The following is a 16,063-nucleotide window of genomic DNA, read 5'->3' on the forward strand; positions in this document are numbered from 1 at the left end:
TTAGGGACAGGATTTTTTTGCGAAATTTTGATAATCCAAGAAGAATTAATAAATTTGAGGTAATAGTACCGTCCTTTGTTTCATCGTTTTACCTGGTTGACACAATTGATTTTCTTTTATATAACAAGGAACCAATGATAAAGGCAATTCCACCCCAAAGAAGCATGTTTCCAAAACCAAACCAAAGAGAGGCTGAAAGAATAGAAGTATTATAGACCATACTGTCTCTTAGACCGTCTGCAAAATAGGTGAGCGGAAGAATGTTTGAAACAGGATGCAGCCATTCGGGCATTGTTTCAACCGGAAAGAAAATACCGCTTACAAACATCATCAGAAAGCTGACAATGTTTGCTGCTCCCATGTAGGCCTCATTTGTATTGCTAAAAGAAGAAATAAAATAGCCAATTGCATTGAAGGAGAGGGCTCCGATTAAGATGACCAGCAGTAAACTAGGGAAATTAATAAACAAATTAGCCCCGAATAGGAATACGCCAATTAAGGATAAGAGAATGATTTGAATGATGCTAAATAACAGGCGCATCACCATATCACTAAGACCAAAGATCCCCATTTTTGCCGGGGTCATCCGCAGCCTTTTTATTAACCCTTTTCTGCGCATATCCACTAAGTCAACCATTCCGAATAAGCCGCCTTGGGCAATTGATAAAGCAATCATTCCAGTTAAGAGAAAATCAGTATACTTTAATTCCTGGCTGCCTGAGGAAATGGTTTCAAATTGCTGCTCATAGGTTGGGGTTGCACCAACTGCTTGCAAGTTTGCCTGCTGAATAAATTTATCCAGAATACCCGAAACGACTTGGGTTGATACACTTTGTTCATTTTCTTTGTTTACGATCAGTTTAATCGATGTTGCCTGTGCTGATTCTGGCAAAATGATGGCAGCATCAACTTCCTTCTCTTTTACTAAAACTTTTGCTTTATCTTCATTAACAGAATCATTTCCACTTGCTTTAATAATAGGAATTTGTTGTAATTGCTTAGCCATCATAGTAGACGTTTCATTTGAAGATTCATTAACAATAACAACTTTCGTGCTGAAATCATCATTTGAACCACCGCCAAATATCGTCATAAAGATGACCATTAAAATAATTGGAAAAAAGATCCCCCAAAACCACGCTTGTTTTTCACGGAATGTTAATTTTAATTGAGCAAGGAACATTTGTTTAAATTGCTTGAGATTATTCATCTTAATCCCTCCACTCCTTACCGGTATAAGCGATAAAGACATCTTCAAGACTCATTTCGTGAATCGAAACTTGCTCGACTTGATATTCCTTGTCTTTTGTAAATTTAAATAGGTCAAAAAGTAAATCCTCGGGTTTAATGGTCCATAGCTTAAGTGCGGCGTCTTCACGTACTGTCCGTGTCACAGAATCAAGAGCTTTTGCAAAAAGCTCTGCATCATGGGCGGCTTTCTCTCCATCAAGGAAGGATAATCGAACCTCTCTTTCATTTGTTAATTTTTCTATTAATGCGGAGGGGGAATCCAAGATTACGACCAACCCCTGGTCAACGATGCACACCCTGTCGCTTAGTTTTTCCGCTTCTTCCATGTAATGAGTTGTGAGAATAGTCGTTTTCCCTAATTTCTTAAGCTCAAGAATGATCTCCCAAACATTGCGTCGTGCCTGGGGATCGAGTCCGGTTGTTGGTTCATCAAGAAATACGACTTCGGGATCACTAATCATGGCAAGCCCGATTGCAAGTCGTTGCCGCTGACCGCCAGATAGTTTCTTGACTTGATTCTTTCGGTGCTCGGTCAGATTTACCAATTTGAGAATTTCCTCAGTTGACCGTGCCTTATCGTAAAATGAAGCAAATAGATTCAAATTTTCTTCAGGGGTCAATAAGTCAAACATGGCACTAGATTGCGGCTGTACACCGATTTTTCTTTTAATGGTTATTGCGTGCTTGTTCCAGTTCAATTCGCCAAACTGTATTTCTCCATGATCAGGCGTAACCAAGCCTTCAATCATCTCAAGTGTTGTTGTTTTTCCTGCCCCATTTGGTCCGATGATGGTAAAAATCTCTCCTTCTTTTACAGAAAAGCTAATATCTTTAACGGCTTGAATGGAACCGAAGGATTTTTTTAAATTCCGAACCTCTAAAATATTCATAGTCACATCACCTTTCCTTGAAAACCAGCCATTTTCACAAAAGTCCCAATTCAAAAAATATTACCAAGTTATTCCTATGTTGTTGAATATTAAAAGATTCATGAATTTCAGAGAAAACTCAGGGCTGGATTAGCAACGGTGGAGAATCCCTTCTTTTGACGAATTCTTTTTCTTCATTTGTAGAATTAATTGCCAATGCAGAGTATTTACATGGAGCCTCTAGTGGCAGGCTCCTGAGGGTCAGAAGCCAAGTACCTTTAAGGCTGGGCTATGCTGTTCTGGAGCATCTCGCTAGGGACGGTTACAACGTGAAATAGATAGGATTGAAGAAGTATCATAAGGATGAAAATGAAGCATCTTGTAAGGTCACTAAAAAAAGAGGTTCAAATGAATGAAAACTGGAAGGAGGTTAAGAAGATAACCTTCTGGTTTCCCTCAGACAATGCTTTACCATCTCGTAAAGTGAGCAGAACCGTATCATAAGTAAATGAGGCTTTGCGAAAAAAGTAACAGCACCTTCTAATATGATAGAAAGGTGCTGCTTTGTTATATGATATTTATTGCATGAATGGTCATTTTTGCTTTTGCAGCAAATTTGGTACAATCAGGATTTTCATATCTAAATGAAGAAAAAGAGTGACCAATTATAAAAGATTGATGAATTACTTCTCTTTCACTTTTACTTACTTTAATATTCTCCTTTAATTACAAAAAACGAGCCTCGAATTGTTCCAGCTAGTTTAGACTTCTGCCTAGCAAACTTAAACTTCCCTTCTAATTCCTGTGGTACCTCCATCCCCTCAGAAAGCTTAAAACCAACAGCCCGCTTCTTAGAGCCATCAACCGTATACATGACGTTGACCGAAAGACCATCCTCATAAAAGACGTAGGCCATTTTGATATTTTCCACTTGAAAACGCGATGTTTCTAAAGGTTTGGCTGCAAACTCAATATCACGTTCTTCTTTCAAAATTCGGTTCACATAATCAAGGGTCTCCTGGCTTTCGCTAGCTGGTACAACCGTAAATTCATGCTTGTATTTGTTCATAAAGTAACGGGCTTCATTTGCACGTAAACCAGCGAGCGCTTCTGCTACAGGTGAAGACTCTAAACCAATTGTAGACACATTTTTAAAATCAACGATATAGTGCATTTCCAACCTTCCTTTTATCTCATTATTTCCTAACTACAGGAATCCACATTTCACCATAAAAGACTCCGTTTCGCTGCTCCATCACAACCGCTGCATTAGGTCCACCAACATAGGCAACATTGTTTGCTTCTTGTAAGGCTTGACCAAAAGCAATACCAGTAACTTTATTACTCAATTCATCTAAAGTATTACCTTCCCCTTTAACAACTAAGTATTCACCCTTAGGAAATTGGATAACTCTAGTTTCTCCTAGTTCTGGTGCCGCTGCCTCTGTCATGACGCCAGCATAATGCATCATCTTGTTATTCACGGCTTCGTTCACGATAAAAACGTAGTCGTTTGTGGCTATCGCTTTTAAAGTATCTAGCCTTCCATCTTGGCTGACGGCCTGCCAAAAGTCTGCCTTTTCCTTGTTTATACCTGCATAGTCCCTGTAGTCGCTCTTAAGCTCAGTTCCAGTGCCTAAAACGGTAAAGCTGTCTTTTTCTTCTATAGTGTAATTTGCCATGTGCAAAACCTTCTTTCTTTTTAATTTATATTAATCAAATGATTTGTCTTTTCACTTGATGAGTTTATAATAGCCTTAAATCATGTCAAAAAATGATACTGTTTAGGGGATCCCGATGAAAAAAGTTGAACGGATTAATACTATCATGCGGTATATCAACAACCGCGCCCGCTTTACAATTTCTGAAATCATGCGAGAATTTAATATCTCCCGTTCGACCGCTATTAGAGATATCAGAGAAATTGAAGCCATGGGGATGCCGCTTGTTGCTGAAGTTGGAAGGGATGGGGGTTATATTGTCATGAACAACTCTGTCCTTCCCGCTGTTCGCTTTACCGATAATGAGATTAAAGCTCTTTTTATTGCCTTTATGGCCACAAGAAATCAACAACTCCCTTATCTTAAGAGTCGTCAGTCTTTAGCTGAAAAATTACTTGGCCTCATCTCAGAAAACCAGCAAGATGACCTTGTTCTTTTAAATCAAATCTTGCTTTTTGAAGGGACAAACCCCAATAATCCCGACCTGCTTGATTTGTCGGACCTACCCGATCCAATGTTAGAAAAACTCATCCAAATCCTCCTTTTGGATAGCTATTTATTGATTACAATCAAGGAAGAGAAGATAACAAAGTCTTATTCAATTTATCTCTTGCACCTTTATCATGAAAAAGGCGTTTGGCTGATTGAAGGCTATGACTTAAAGGATGAAGAGAGGAGGATTTTCCCTGTTGACAATCTCACCAATGTTAAACCATACCCTGCGAAAAAAAGAATAAATAAGAAAAAGATTTTAGAAAAACTAAGTAAGGAGGAAGAAGTAGTTAACCTTGTCCTTGATCTTGGTCCAAAGGCGATTGCCCAGTTCAAAAAATACCATCCTTTAAAAATTTCCATTTCCTATACGAATCCTTACCAAACCACAGCCATTCTAAAGACCTTTATCAATGTTAATAATCCCGAAGAATTGACTGAAATAACAAATTGGCTTCTTTTTCTAGGTGGGGATATCAAGGCTAGGGAAGTGCCAGAAAAAGTTTTAGAAGTTATACAAGGGAGATTATCCTTATTTTGCCCATAAGTAGTTCCAGTTAAAACCCAAATAATTATGGGCTTGGCCAACTGCCAGTTACCCTTTATTTTCGCACACCCAAAAGAGATGGGGGGTTCCGAATGTTGGTAATAGTTTAAAAGGGTAATAGCACTTTTATCAGTACTGTTCCTTATTCATTTTATTAAAAAAGGTTTAATCTTATTTAGATGTGTTACGGGGAACCGTATCATAAATAGAGGCGTTTTTTTATAGCTAGAAGGAAAAAAATGATCGGCTGTTAAGGTTTTGCCGCCTATTAGGCAGCAGAACCTTACCCGCGCCACACAGGTTTCTCCGTTTTCTTAATAAGTTTGGATTTCCTTATTGTTTCATACATTTTTTCTGTTAGAAATATGGCAAAGAGATCGTTGCCACCGTATAAGGAGTATAGCCTTTCATTGGATCCGGCTTCATGTAAGAGCAAATTCACAACGGAAAAGGTTCTATTTGTAGCCAACTCCCATAAAACTAAATGGTTGTCGATTTTGTCATCCAAAATTAAGAACCTTTTATGATTAACAATAATCTCATAAGTATCTCCAGTATGAGATTGTTCGTAGCTCTCGATTGTAATACCTTCTTTTATTAGAAAAGGTGCAATTTCTTTAAAAAATTGACCAATGAACCCTTCAGCTAAATCCTCGGCATCGGACTTATACATTCTTTGTGTTTCATTCCAAAAGAGATAGCCTGTTTTATTTGACCTTTTTTTCAGTTCTTCGACAAGTTGATTATCGGCATGTTTATAAAATCCCAAAGCCTCTAATTCTGTTAACAATGACTTGATTCTCTTACTTCGACTCCAAGTCAGAATCCTTTTGGCAAATTTATTAAAGAAATGCCATATATCTTTTTTATAAATTCCTATTAACCTTACAATAAAGTAGATAAGCAGGAACATTAAAACGAACCCCATGTTTGTTTCATCCCCAATTCTACATAAATGCTTCCCGGCTAGTAATTCACCACTTAATTTTACATTTAACATATATACAAGATTATCCTGCTTCTTTACCCAAAGTATTTTTAAAAATAAAATGCCGCTTAAACAGGTGAGGTGAACCTTATCATAAGTAAATGAGGTTATAGGAACTTGGGAATTCCATCATGCAAATAAGAGGCAATACTTATTTCATTCATTACATGCCATCTTCGATTGGACTCCCAAATATTATATTAAAAAAGTTTATTTTATAAAAAAGTTCTTCCAGCCTGTTTCAGTATATTTAGAATAATGCTCATTTAAATTTATTTATTTTGATTGTTTATTTGGTATATCAATGATTTTCTCAGTGTTTTAATACGTTTTCAGGACTTTACGATTATTACTAATCTCGTGGTTTTTGTTAGTGATCTGTAATTAACCGTTAATACTAGCGTAATAGTTTTTCTCTATACTGATATACTTAATCGGTTAGTAAGGGAGAGAATACGATGATAAAACGAATTATTTAAATACTAATAGACAAATAGAGAGTGAAGGAGATTAAGATGATAAAACGAATTAATTCAATTTTTTTGACAGCAACGATCTTTATGTCTTCGTTAGTAATTCCTGTTAATGCGGAGAACGGTGGAACGGAAGGGACCAAACCTTGGATGAACACCCAGCTCCCTGCTGAAGAGCGCACCGAGCTGCTTCTCGATGAGATGACGATGGAACAGAAGATCCAGCAAATCGCCATCTCGCGCTTCAATGAGAACGACACCGGTGAGACGGTCGTCATCAAAAGGGGCGGTACTAGCAAGTATATGAACGGCGAATTCGAGCCACAGGGTACCCTGCCCGGATGTGAGTGGCAGGACACTGGCCGACAAATCCGTGGGATCGAGGAACTGGGCATCCCCACAATCCGCATGACCAACGGTGGTACAGGCGTTAAGGGCGGATCGTGTGGCAATGACCCGGTAGCAACGGGCCTTCCATCTACCCCGGCTATGGCAGCGACATTTGACCGCGAGCTGAACTATGAGGTTGGCCGAATCCTCGGCGAGGAGACACGGGCTTTCGCGCATCACGTGTTGCTCGGACCGGGAATGAATCTCATTCGTCACCCGTACAATGGCCGTAATTATGAGTACTTCAGTGAGGACCCATATCTGACAGGTATCTTAGCGACCGAGCAGGTCAAGGCCATCCAGGACCAGGGGGTCCAGGCACAGCTTAAGCACTTGGCTGGTAACGAGCAGGAGACTGAGCGATGGACGATGGGCGTCCAAGTTCCCTCAAAGGCCATGAACGAGCTTTACATGTTGCCATTTGAGATGACCGTTAAGGATGCTGACCCGGCTTCGGTGATGTGTTCGTTCCCGGATGTCAACGGCACCTTTGCCTGTGACAGCTCTGAATTACTCCAAGATGCCCTACGCAACAACTGGGGCTTCGATGGTTACGTTATGAGTGACCGTCGCGCAATTCACGACACGGTGGCTGGCATTAAGGCGGGCATGAATGTTGAGCTCGACTGGGCACCGCAGTACTACACTGAAGAGAAGATCCAGGAGGCACTCGACTCAGGTCAGGTGACCGAGGACGACATCGACAATCTGCTTCGTCCGCGTTACATCAAGATGATCCAGTTTGGCCACATGGATGAGCCTTACGACAAGTTCCTGCCGGAGATCGTCGATCCGATGGCTAATGGCGCTAGCGCATTGAAGATAGCTGAGGAAGGGTCCGTGCTGTTGAAGAACGACAACGGTTTCCTTCCACTGGACGGCGAGCCGAAATCGATCGCTCTGATCGGCGTTGAGTGGTTCGCTGGTGAGGCCAAGATGTCTCCGCGCTCTGTTCGGGACAACAACGAGAACGTCGTGACACCGTACACGGTCACTCCACAGGAGGGCCTAGAGAATGTCATCAAAGAACTTGGCTACGACACCGAAGTGACGTACAACGATGGCCGTGACCCGGAGGCTGCTGCCAAGCTGGCCGCTGAGTCCGACGTCGTGCTACTCATGATCGGCGATAACCCACATGAGACTGTGGATCGTAAGACACTCGGCTTCCCTGCCATCGACCTCGACACGAACCCGGACAGAGAGGACTGGGTTGAGCAGGAGCCGATGATCGATGCAGTCCTTAAGGCCAACGCTGAGAACACCGCTGTGGTACTGAAGACTTCCGGTACGGTGCTCATGCCGTGGTTGGATGAGGTCCCAGCTGTCCTTTCTGCGTGGTTCCCGGGCATGGAGGATGGCAATGCCGTCGCTAACCTGCTCTACGGTAAGGTCAATCCTTCCGGCAAGCTGCCGATGACGTTCGGTGCCACTGAGCGTGAGGCCGCATTCGCGACCGAGGAGCAGTACCCTGGAACCCGTCAAGACACTGGCAAGCCAGGTGGCCCGGGCCCGTACGGTAACGGTTCCGACCAACTAATTGCCAAGTACACAGAGGGCCTTGAGATGGGCTACCGTTGGTACGAGGCAAACAACGTGAAGCCGGTCTTCCCGTTTGGTTACGGCTTGTCGTACACTACTTTCGAATATGATGACCTTAAAGTGAAGAAGGTCCAAGGTAAAGGCTCGTTGTCCGGTATTGACGTGTCCTTCAAGATCAAGAACACAGGTGACGTTGCCGGTAAAGAAGCAGCACAGGTCTATCTGACCCTACCAAACGAGGCAGGGCAGCCGACTAAGCGCCTTGTTAACTTTGAGAAGGTTTACCTTGAGTCTGGTGAGAGCAAGCAGATGACTCTGCGTATTAACCATGCTGACTCAAACCACCCATTCTCCTATTTCATTCCGGAAGAACCGGACAACTTGGCGAATTGGGCTGACGGTCAGTGGGCAACTGTTGACGGAAAGTACCGCGTGCATGTCGGTGGTTCCTCAGCAGACACTCCGTTAGAAAAGGATGTCCCGTTGAACTTCAAACACAGCAAGGACAACAGCAAGGGGAACGGAAACAACGGAAACAACGGAAACAACGGAAACAACGGAAATAATGGTAACAATGGAAATAAAGGAAATAACGGGAATAACGGAAACAACAACTCCCAACGTTAGGCCTCTGGCCATGGGATGACGTCTGCGGCCTGGTAGGGGTCGTCAGGCATCCCGAATATAGTGAGCCCGCGGGCCTCGGCGTGAATCGCCGAGCTCGCGGGCTCACTGCTTTTCTCGACACCTCCATGGGCGACGAGAGGAACGAAAAGTGTCAAGGAAGGATGTGAAAAGTCTGATGAAGGGATTAGTTCGGGACAGTCGGCGCGGTAATCTAAGTACTTATATATTCTAACTAGATTATATAAGTAATACGCTTAAGGCTATTTATTGTTTATATACTGATTAGTATTAGTATAAAACTATATTATTTTAGACCGCTGAAGAGCGGTCAATCACCCTATTGGCTTGTCATAGCTTAGGGTAATTTTTTTATCCATTTAATGATAAGTTTGTTTTTACTTTTTCGCTTGTCTAGGTTTTAGTCTTCTTGCGAACATTTACGTCTTCGGTCTCCTAAAGAGCACATCATAGGGCAGGGGTTACCTAAGTTGCCTATATCCTCTTACGACACTCCTTCCATTGGGGTTTTCAAATTATACTGAACTGTCTTGTAAATATAGGTTGTTTAAATTGCAAGTGTTTCAATTAGGGCTTTCCGTCATGGATATGAATGGTATGCTTCCTGAGCATTTTCTGGGAAAAATGTCATAATGGCTGCCCGAATACGTAAAAATGAAAAAGAGTAGATGCATAAAAAGAGGGAGATGGGGAAATGGAGAAGGCGAAGGTGCAAATGGAAATTGAACAATTTTTCAAGAAAAGAGTAGAAAAAGACCCCAAAATTCAAAATGCTTATTTGCGTGTTCATTCAGAGAAGCATGGGGTTGATTTCAAAATGGCTGCTGGAGAAGAAGCTATCCACCCCGAACAACCATTTTATATTGCTAGTATTAGTAAACTGTTTACGTCCGTATTGTTTGGACAGTTAGTCGAACAGGGGCAGTGTTCATACGAGGACAAAATTTCAAAGTATTTGGATGCTGAAATATTAACGAATCTGCATATTTACAAAGAGAAGGATTATTCAAACGAAATCAAAATCAAACATTTATTAAATAATACCTCTGGCCTAAATGATTTCGTAGAGGATAAGCCGGTAACAGGAAAGTCAATGCCTGACTTGCTTGTTGAAGAACCAAATCGAATATGGACTCCGCTTGAAGTGATCAATTGGGCGAAGGAGAACATGGAAAACCATTTTCATCCAGGAGGAGGATTCCATTATTCCGATACGGGATATCATCTATTGGGATTTATTATTGAAAATATCACAGGGTTGCCTTTCCATGAAGTGCTGAGAAAGAACATTTTTGAACCTCTGGGTATGAAACACTCCCATTTCTCTCGTACTGAACCAATAGAAAAGAGTCCATACGAAGTAGCGAAGTTTTATATTCGTCAAACAGACATGACCAATAATGAGAGCCTGAGCATTTTGTATGCTGGCGGCGGTGTCGTATCCACTACTGGTGACTTGTTAAAGTTCATGAAAGCATTAGTGAATGGTCAGATACTAAAGAAAGAAACTCTTGAAAAAATGAAAAGTGACTGGGGTAAATTCTTTTTAGGAATTGATTATGGGTATGGAGTGATGAACATAAAAACGGTTCCTGTGTTAATGCCAGCAAAGTATAACTCTTGGGGGAATGCCGGCTCTACCGGTTCGTTTATGTTTTACCACCCTGTGATGGATGCATATATCATCGGAACTTTAAACCAATTTGGATATGGTCAAAAAGGAATTAGGTTAATGCTTCAATTGACGGATAAACTTCTAAAAGCTACAAAAAAAGCTGAGGCATTATTGTAAAAGAAGCAGGGAACGAAATGCCCTTTGTAAGGACATTATATAAAAGAGTTTAGCAATCTAAAGAAGATGATTCTACTATTGAACGAGGGAACTGAAAAACCCCCAATATATTGTAATTTGGTTAATGACAGGGCTGACAAACAGTCCTGTTTTTTATTCGACTCTCTGCTCAATCATCCCTGAAACCTCATCAGTAGAAAAAACATTACCTTCTACGATGTCCTTTTTGGCTTGTAATTTATTAAAGGTTTTTTTACTATTTTATTTGGAAATCGTCCTTTTCATAATTACAAGCCAAAATCTTTTGTATGATTTACAATATCCCCCATTTTCTAATTCATGTTACTATTAAATTAGGAATTTTTATGGAGGATTAATCTTGAAAACTATATCCGAAGAGGTTATTCGTTTCCGAGAGAAATGGCGAAAGTTAATTAACTCTGAAATTGAATACTACTTGATAAATCAAAATGAAAGAACTAGATTATTTACTTATTAGGGTAACTTCAGGATTACCTCATTCGTGGATTAGGAGAATGAAAAATGTTTATGATTATAGGTATCATCGCCCTATTAATCTATGTCGGGTTGGTATATTATATCGGCTGGCGTGGATACCGTTGGCTGCGTCCGGAAAAATCATCACGAAGGTTTAAAACACTTTACATCATGGTAGTAGCCATTTCAGCTGCTTCCTTCATTATGGGTCGTATTTCTGGTATTACACTTCTCAGCAAGATAGGCGCATACTGGATGGCCATCTTTTATCTGCTTCTCCTGTTAGTACCAGCTGCCCATATTTCTGTGATTGTGCTGCGCTTAACTCGTTTGTCACGCACTGGGACGCAGAAGTGGGCAGGAAGAGTGATATTGGTTCTAACGATTTCCTTCCTTATTTATGGTACTTATAATGCATATAATCCACTTGTTCGTTCTTTTTCAATCCAGATAGAACAAGGTACATCATCACTTGATTCACTAACTATTGCAATGGCCGCGGATACGCATTTTGGGTTACTGTCTGGTAAAGATCATGCGAAACGTCTAGTTAAAGAAATCAATGGGATGGAACCGGATATAATCCTATTGCCAGGAGATCTAATTGACGATGATATTCAGCCTTTCGTGGATCAGGGGATCGATGAGGTTTTGTCCGAGCTTCATGCCCCCTATGGTGTATATGCCACTTTGGGTAACCATGACCGGCATAACGGTACGATGAAGGAATTAATTGATACAATAGAGCGAAGTGGTATCAACGTACTTTATGATGAAGCTGTCACAATAAAAGACCAACTTACATTGATTGGGCGAAAAGACCGCAGAGATCCCGATAGATTGGAATTGAACCAGATCATGAAGGGGGTTGACCTTTCTAAACCTGTGATTCTGCTTGACCATCAGCCATATGACTTGGATATTGCTCAAAAAGCGGGTATAGACTTGATGTTGTCGGGTCACACTCACCATGGCCAAGTTTTCCCAGGTAACTTAATTACGGATTCAATTTATGAGAATGCATGGGGGCATCTTAAGAAAGGAAGCATGCAATCGATTGTAACAGAAGGTTTTGGCTTCTGGGGTCCGCCGATCCGGATCGGAACGAGGTCAGAAATCGTGAGAATTCAGGTGAATTTTGAATAACGACAACTGATGCTGGGCGACAAGAACATGTCCCATTAAAGGCCGTGTAAATCTCAGCTTTTTGTGATTGTACGCTAAGGGCGTAATTGGAGTTAGGTAATCAATGCATAGATAAGAAAGGATTGGTTTAAATGAATCAACTGCTTCAGATGGGAGCAAACACTGTTTTAAGTTCTCCAAAAGGGAATGTTACTGTTAGCTACGAAATTTCTAATTCGATAGATATATCCTTAACAGCTTTTCTTTTAACTGATTCAGATAAGGTACAAGGAGATAGCGGAATTATATTTTATAATCAACCAACGAGCTCTTCTGGTGTAGCTACCCTTATACCATCTGAGAATGTAGGTAATACAAAAGTACATAAAATTAATTTTGACATGAGTAAAGTCCCTGCAGGTATTACTAAAATAGCTATTACGCTTACTGAGGATAATAGCAAGGGTTTTTCAAATGTAAAGAATTTAAAGGCAGAGATATGTACCGATGATAACAGAATCCAATTAACCCCATCCAGCTTCAAAAATGAAAATGGAATAGTAGTATTAGAATTATATATACGGAATGGCCAAACAAAGGCAAGATCAGTATGGCGCGGATTTGATTCTGGTCTTGAAGGTTTATGTAAAAATTACGGTGTTGAGGTTGAAGCGGATGAGCAAAACAAGCCTTCCGAACCTAAAACTATTCAAAAACAAACTCCAAAAGAACCTGATAAGATCCTAACTGTTCCTGGAAATAATAATAGTCAAAACACGTTGTCAACGATAAGCCTTGAAAAGGTAAAGGGTAAGGTAAGTCTCGAAAAAGGCCAAAAGCCAGTTATCATTGAGAAAACACCCGAGATTACGGCTACAGTATCTTGGAAGACTGGGACAGATTATGATATTTATGCTTTAGTCTATACAAAGGATGGTAAGCAGATAGATGTAGCGATGTTTGGGGCTGAGGGAACACCTCCCCTCTACCGGTATGGAAACGGGGCAGTGGAACATATGGGGGATGTTGGGAGAAGCGGTTGGTCAACGAAGACAGAAATAATTAAATTAAGGTTAACGGATGATATCCTCGCAGTGGTTCCTGTGGTTTATTCTGCTCAGTCAAATGGAACAGGCTCATTCTACAGATACAAGGTATCCATGAGTATAGATAATCATAGCGGAACCTCCGTTACCATATCCTCCAAGAATGCAAATAACAATGATCGAATTTATACATGTGTGCCCGGAATACTTCATAATACGCCAAATGGAGTTATTATTAGTCCATTAGAGCTTTATAGTAAGCAAAACTCAGAGTGTAGGCCTAAACTTAAGATGGGGTCTTCAAATATGGTAGAAGTTTTAATGGATAAGGGACCAAAAAATGATTACAAGTAGACAAGAGATATGAATCTGAAAATCCGCTAGTTTAATGGCGGGTGAACCGAACCATAAGTAAATGAAGTTTTAACTTTTCCCAACTTTAAACAAAGGTTGGGATTTTTATTGTTTTTTATGAGGGAACTTTTCATTCCCAGTCCTTCAACTGTATATTTTTTTATCTTGATAAGCCTTTGTAGCAAGCAGGGCTAGTATTAATACGAATTCAGCTATATTATGTAAGGCATCAGTTTTTAAAAAGTGGATCATTGGTGTGAGGCACATAATCAAGGTTCCGATAAAATACCATGGCCATTTTTGCTTTATCCAGATCATAATTGATGTGACGACTAACACAATAGAGACACCAATGATCATGAAGGGAGGAAAGTTTCCTGCTCCTACATTTTTATAGCTTAAGACACCATACTTCATAGTAGGTTCTAGGGAAATTCCCCTGACCACTGTAACGAATTCAATGATAATCAAACAAAGTGTCAATAAGACAGCGAGCCATGGGACGATGCCTTTTTTTGCCCATTTTAGATTTGCCTTTACTAAAGTATTCCAGGCAAATAGGACGAGCAAGGGGGTGATAAGGGCATGCAAATAGTATCGGGTTAGGTTTAATGCCCTCAGTAAGTCTCCCTCTCCAATGTATTTCCCCAGTGCTAGGATCCCATTATCATAGAGTAAAGCCAGAATAACCATCAGTAGTACATTTCCAATATCAGCCCAACTGTGCCATTTGGCTAACAGGACAACTACTGCGAATAGAATTAGGTATGCGATGGTAAGTAATGAATAGATGACAGTATCCATGATCCGCTGCCTTTCTAAATAAAGATAGAAATAGAAATAATAAGCCTATCTTATTGTATAAATAAAAAACTTATTTTATTCAAAAATCTTCGAAGGAGTAGGCATGTTCGGATATAATCTCCATAAACCAGTTTACTCAGATATTCTATAAGTGATTTCGTATTTTAACTGTCGATCTTCCGTTAATAAACTATATGTATATGGATCTAACAAGAAAGTGAAGTAAGTTGGTCGCAGATCAATAATACAAATGGAAAAAATGGTATTCCTAAGGCATGCTAACAGCTTTTAAATTTATAATGAGATAGGATACATTGGTGTTCTTTCGAATCTACCGTTTCGAACAACTCGTAGTCGTTAAGTGATGAGCAGTTCAAGTGTTTTGTGATAACATATATAGGTGAAAATGAAAAAGACTACATTACTAAGTCAGATTACCTGATGAGAAAACTATGAAAGTGGGAACAAATTTGACAATAATTCAAAATATCATTGATTTCATCCTACATATTGATGAACATCTAGTTGAAATCATCAAAAACTTTGGCGGATGGTCATATGGAATCGTATTTTTAATCGTATTTGTGGAAACGGGAATTGTAATTTTCCCTTTCTTACCGGGTGATTCTTTATTGTTTGCTAGTGGTGCTCTTGCCGCGATGGGGGCATTTAACATTTTTTTACTATTGTTTGTCTATTTTTTCGCGGCGGTAATTGGGGATACTGTCAATTATCATATCGGTAGTAAAGTAGGGACAACCATCTCACATGGAAGTTTAATGGGGAGATTGATTAACCAAGATAAAATGATGAGAGCTGAGGCTTTCTTTAATAAGCATGGAGGAAAAACAATTGTGATCGCCCGGTTTATGCCATTTATTCGCACGTTCATTCCTTTTATTGCAGGGGCGAGCAGGATGAACTACCGATATTTCTTGATTTATAATGTGGTTGGTGCCGCAGTATGGGTAGGCATCTGTACGATCTTAGGCTATTTTTTTGGCAATATCCCAATTATCAAAGACAACTTTTCAACGGTTCTCTTAGCAATTATCTTCATTTCTGTGCTGCCAGCCATTATCGGGGTGATTCGGGGGAGATTGAAAAAAGGATGACGGTTCCAAAGATGTGGACTCCGCACTTAGAATAGTCACGTAGAACAGTATCATAAGTAAATGCGGTTTTTCTGAGAACAGATACAGCACCATTCCACTACTTGTGGGAGGTGCTGATTTGATTTGATGGACATTTGTTACACAGAGGCCTGTTTTGATTTATTAGGAATCCTAATTTTTTTCTTCAATTTATAACATTGAAATGATTATCGCTATTGGCTATCGTGTTCGCTCCCACCGAGGTACACAGTACCACCAATGGACAAAAGAGCGAATAAATGAATAAATAACATTTTCGTGAAAAAGACCCTACAGAAATCACCACGGGTAATGATTTTTAATCTTGCTAGTCAAGAAATATTTAACAGTTATGGCCGGTCCCTTTTTTACCCGTTCCTTTCTTGCCAGTCC

At 40.3% G+C, this 16,063-nt stretch carries 13 protein-coding genes; 7 read left to right on the forward strand and 6 right to left on the reverse strand.

Annotated features, from left to right (window positions below):
- Positions 1 to 88 precede the first annotated feature (88 nt).
- The 4 genes from V7122_RS18755 to V7122_RS18770 all read right to left on the reverse strand — a co-directional run bounded on the left by V7122_RS18755 (position 89) and on the right by V7122_RS18770 (position 3,802).
- Positions 89 to 1,210, reverse strand: a complete 1,122-nt coding sequence (locus V7122_RS18755) for an ABC transporter permease (RefSeq protein WP_335485257.1) — start codon at positions 1,208 to 1,210, stop codon at positions 89 to 91.
- Position 1,211: 1 nt separating this feature from the next.
- On the reverse strand, positions 1,212 to 2,141 hold the full coding sequence (locus tag V7122_RS18760; RefSeq protein WP_335346063.1) for an ABC transporter ATP-binding protein: 930 nt from the start codon (positions 2,139 to 2,141) through the stop codon (positions 1,212 to 1,214).
- A 688-nt stretch (positions 2,142 to 2,829) separates the two neighbouring features.
- The gene (locus V7122_RS18765) at positions 2,830 to 3,294 is read right to left on the reverse strand and encodes a phage tail protein (protein ID WP_335485260.1); all 465 of its coding nucleotides are present in this window, start codon (positions 3,292 to 3,294) and stop codon (positions 2,830 to 2,832) included.
- Between the two features lie 22 nt (positions 3,295 to 3,316).
- On the reverse strand, positions 3,317 to 3,802 hold the full coding sequence (locus V7122_RS18770; protein WP_335346060.1) for a GyrI-like domain-containing protein: 486 nt from the start codon (positions 3,800 to 3,802) through the stop codon (positions 3,317 to 3,319).
- A gap of 115 nt (positions 3,803 to 3,917) precedes the next feature.
- Here V7122_RS18770 and V7122_RS18775 point away from each other — a divergent pair, with 115 nt between their 5' ends.
- Entirely contained in the window at positions 3,918 to 4,880 is a 963-nt protein-coding gene (locus V7122_RS18775) for a helix-turn-helix transcriptional regulator (RefSeq protein ID WP_335354057.1), read from the forward strand.
- A gap of 283 nt (positions 4,881 to 5,163) precedes the next feature.
- Here V7122_RS18775 and V7122_RS18780 read toward each other — a convergent pair whose 3' ends face one another.
- A complete protein-coding gene (locus V7122_RS18780) occupies positions 5,164 to 5,880 on the reverse strand; it encodes a hypothetical protein (RefSeq protein ID WP_335528209.1) in 717 nt (238 codons plus the stop codon).
- 503 nt (positions 5,881 to 6,383) lie between these two features.
- On the opposite strand from V7122_RS18780, the gene V7122_RS18785 reads away from it, so the two are divergent.
- From V7122_RS18785 to V7122_RS18800, 4 genes are all read left to right on the forward strand, one after another.
- Positions 6,384 to 8,900, forward strand: coding sequence for a beta-glucosidase (locus V7122_RS18785; RefSeq protein ID WP_335346057.1), 2,517 nt, complete (start codon positions 6,384 to 6,386; stop codon positions 8,898 to 8,900).
- A 712-nt stretch (positions 8,901 to 9,612) separates the two neighbouring features.
- Positions 9,613 to 10,710, forward strand: coding sequence for a serine hydrolase domain-containing protein (locus V7122_RS18790; protein ID WP_335354058.1), 1,098 nt, complete (start codon positions 9,613 to 9,615; stop codon positions 10,708 to 10,710).
- Between the two features lie 543 nt (positions 10,711 to 11,253).
- Entirely contained in the window at positions 11,254 to 12,354 is a 1,101-nt protein-coding gene (locus V7122_RS18795; RefSeq protein WP_335354059.1) for a metallophosphoesterase, read from the forward strand.
- Positions 12,355 to 12,485: 131 nt separating this feature from the next.
- On the forward strand, positions 12,486 to 13,733 hold the full coding sequence (locus V7122_RS18800) for a TerD family protein (protein ID WP_335347409.1): 1,248 nt from the start codon (positions 12,486 to 12,488) through the stop codon (positions 13,731 to 13,733).
- A 144-nt stretch (positions 13,734 to 13,877) separates the two neighbouring features.
- Here V7122_RS18800 and V7122_RS18805 read toward each other — a convergent pair whose 3' ends face one another.
- Complete coding sequence (locus V7122_RS18805) at positions 13,878 to 14,537, reverse strand: hypothetical protein (RefSeq protein ID WP_335354060.1); 660 nt, start codon at positions 14,535 to 14,537, stop codon at positions 13,878 to 13,880.
- Positions 14,538 to 15,007: 470 nt separating this feature from the next.
- Here V7122_RS18805 and V7122_RS18810 point away from each other — a divergent pair, with 470 nt between their 5' ends.
- Together V7122_RS18810 and rhuM are read left to right on the forward strand one after the other, a co-directional pair.
- Positions 15,008 to 15,652 (forward strand): VTT domain-containing protein, encoded by a 645-nt coding sequence (locus tag V7122_RS18810; RefSeq protein WP_438823992.1) that lies wholly within the window; start codon positions 15,008 to 15,010, stop codon positions 15,650 to 15,652.
- Positions 15,653 to 15,848: 196 nt separating this feature from the next.
- Complete coding sequence (gene rhuM / locus V7122_RS18815; RefSeq protein ID WP_335347412.1) at positions 15,849 to 15,938, forward strand: RhuM family protein; 90 nt, start codon at positions 15,849 to 15,851, stop codon at positions 15,936 to 15,938.
- The last annotated feature ends 125 nt before the right edge of the window (positions 15,939 to 16,063 follow it).

Source organism: Bacillus sp. JJ1532 (genome assembly GCF_036965085.1).
Taxonomy (GTDB): domain Bacteria; phylum Bacillota; class Bacilli; order Bacillales; family Cytobacillaceae; genus Cytobacillus.

Excerpts from the sequence above, each read along its gene's own strand:
- V7122_RS18765 (WP_335485260.1), bottom strand. The coding sequence starts at position 3,294 with ATGCACTATATCGTTGATTTTAAAAATGTGTCTACAATTGGTTTAGAG.
- V7122_RS18805 (WP_335354060.1), bottom strand. The coding sequence starts at position 14,537 with ATGGATACTGTCATCTATTCATTACTTACCATCGCATACCTAATTCTA.
- V7122_RS18785 (WP_335346057.1), top strand. The coding sequence starts at position 6,384 with ATGATAAAACGAATTAATTCAATTTTTTTGACAGCAACGATCTTTATG.
- V7122_RS18770 (WP_335346060.1), bottom strand. The coding sequence starts at position 3,802 with ATGGCAAATTACACTATAGAAGAAAAAGACAGCTTTACCGTTTTAGGC.
- V7122_RS18800 (WP_335347409.1), top strand. The coding sequence starts at position 12,486 with ATGAATCAACTGCTTCAGATGGGAGCAAACACTGTTTTAAGTTCTCCA.
- V7122_RS18795 (WP_335354059.1), top strand. The coding sequence starts at position 11,254 with ATGTTTATGATTATAGGTATCATCGCCCTATTAATCTATGTCGGGTTG.
- V7122_RS18755 (WP_335485257.1), bottom strand. The coding sequence starts at position 1,210 with ATGAATAATCTCAAGCAATTTAAACAAATGTTCCTTGCTCAATTAAAA.
- V7122_RS18790 (WP_335354058.1), top strand. The coding sequence starts at position 9,613 with ATGGAGAAGGCGAAGGTGCAAATGGAAATTGAACAATTTTTCAAGAAA.
- V7122_RS18775 (WP_335354057.1), top strand. The coding sequence starts at position 3,918 with ATGAAAAAAGTTGAACGGATTAATACTATCATGCGGTATATCAACAAC.
- V7122_RS18760 (WP_335346063.1), bottom strand. The coding sequence starts at position 2,141 with ATGAATATTTTAGAGGTTCGGAATTTAAAAAAATCCTTCGGTTCCATT.
- V7122_RS18780 (WP_335528209.1), bottom strand. The coding sequence starts at position 5,880 with ATGTTAAATGTAAAATTAAGTGGTGAATTACTAGCCGGGAAGCATTTA.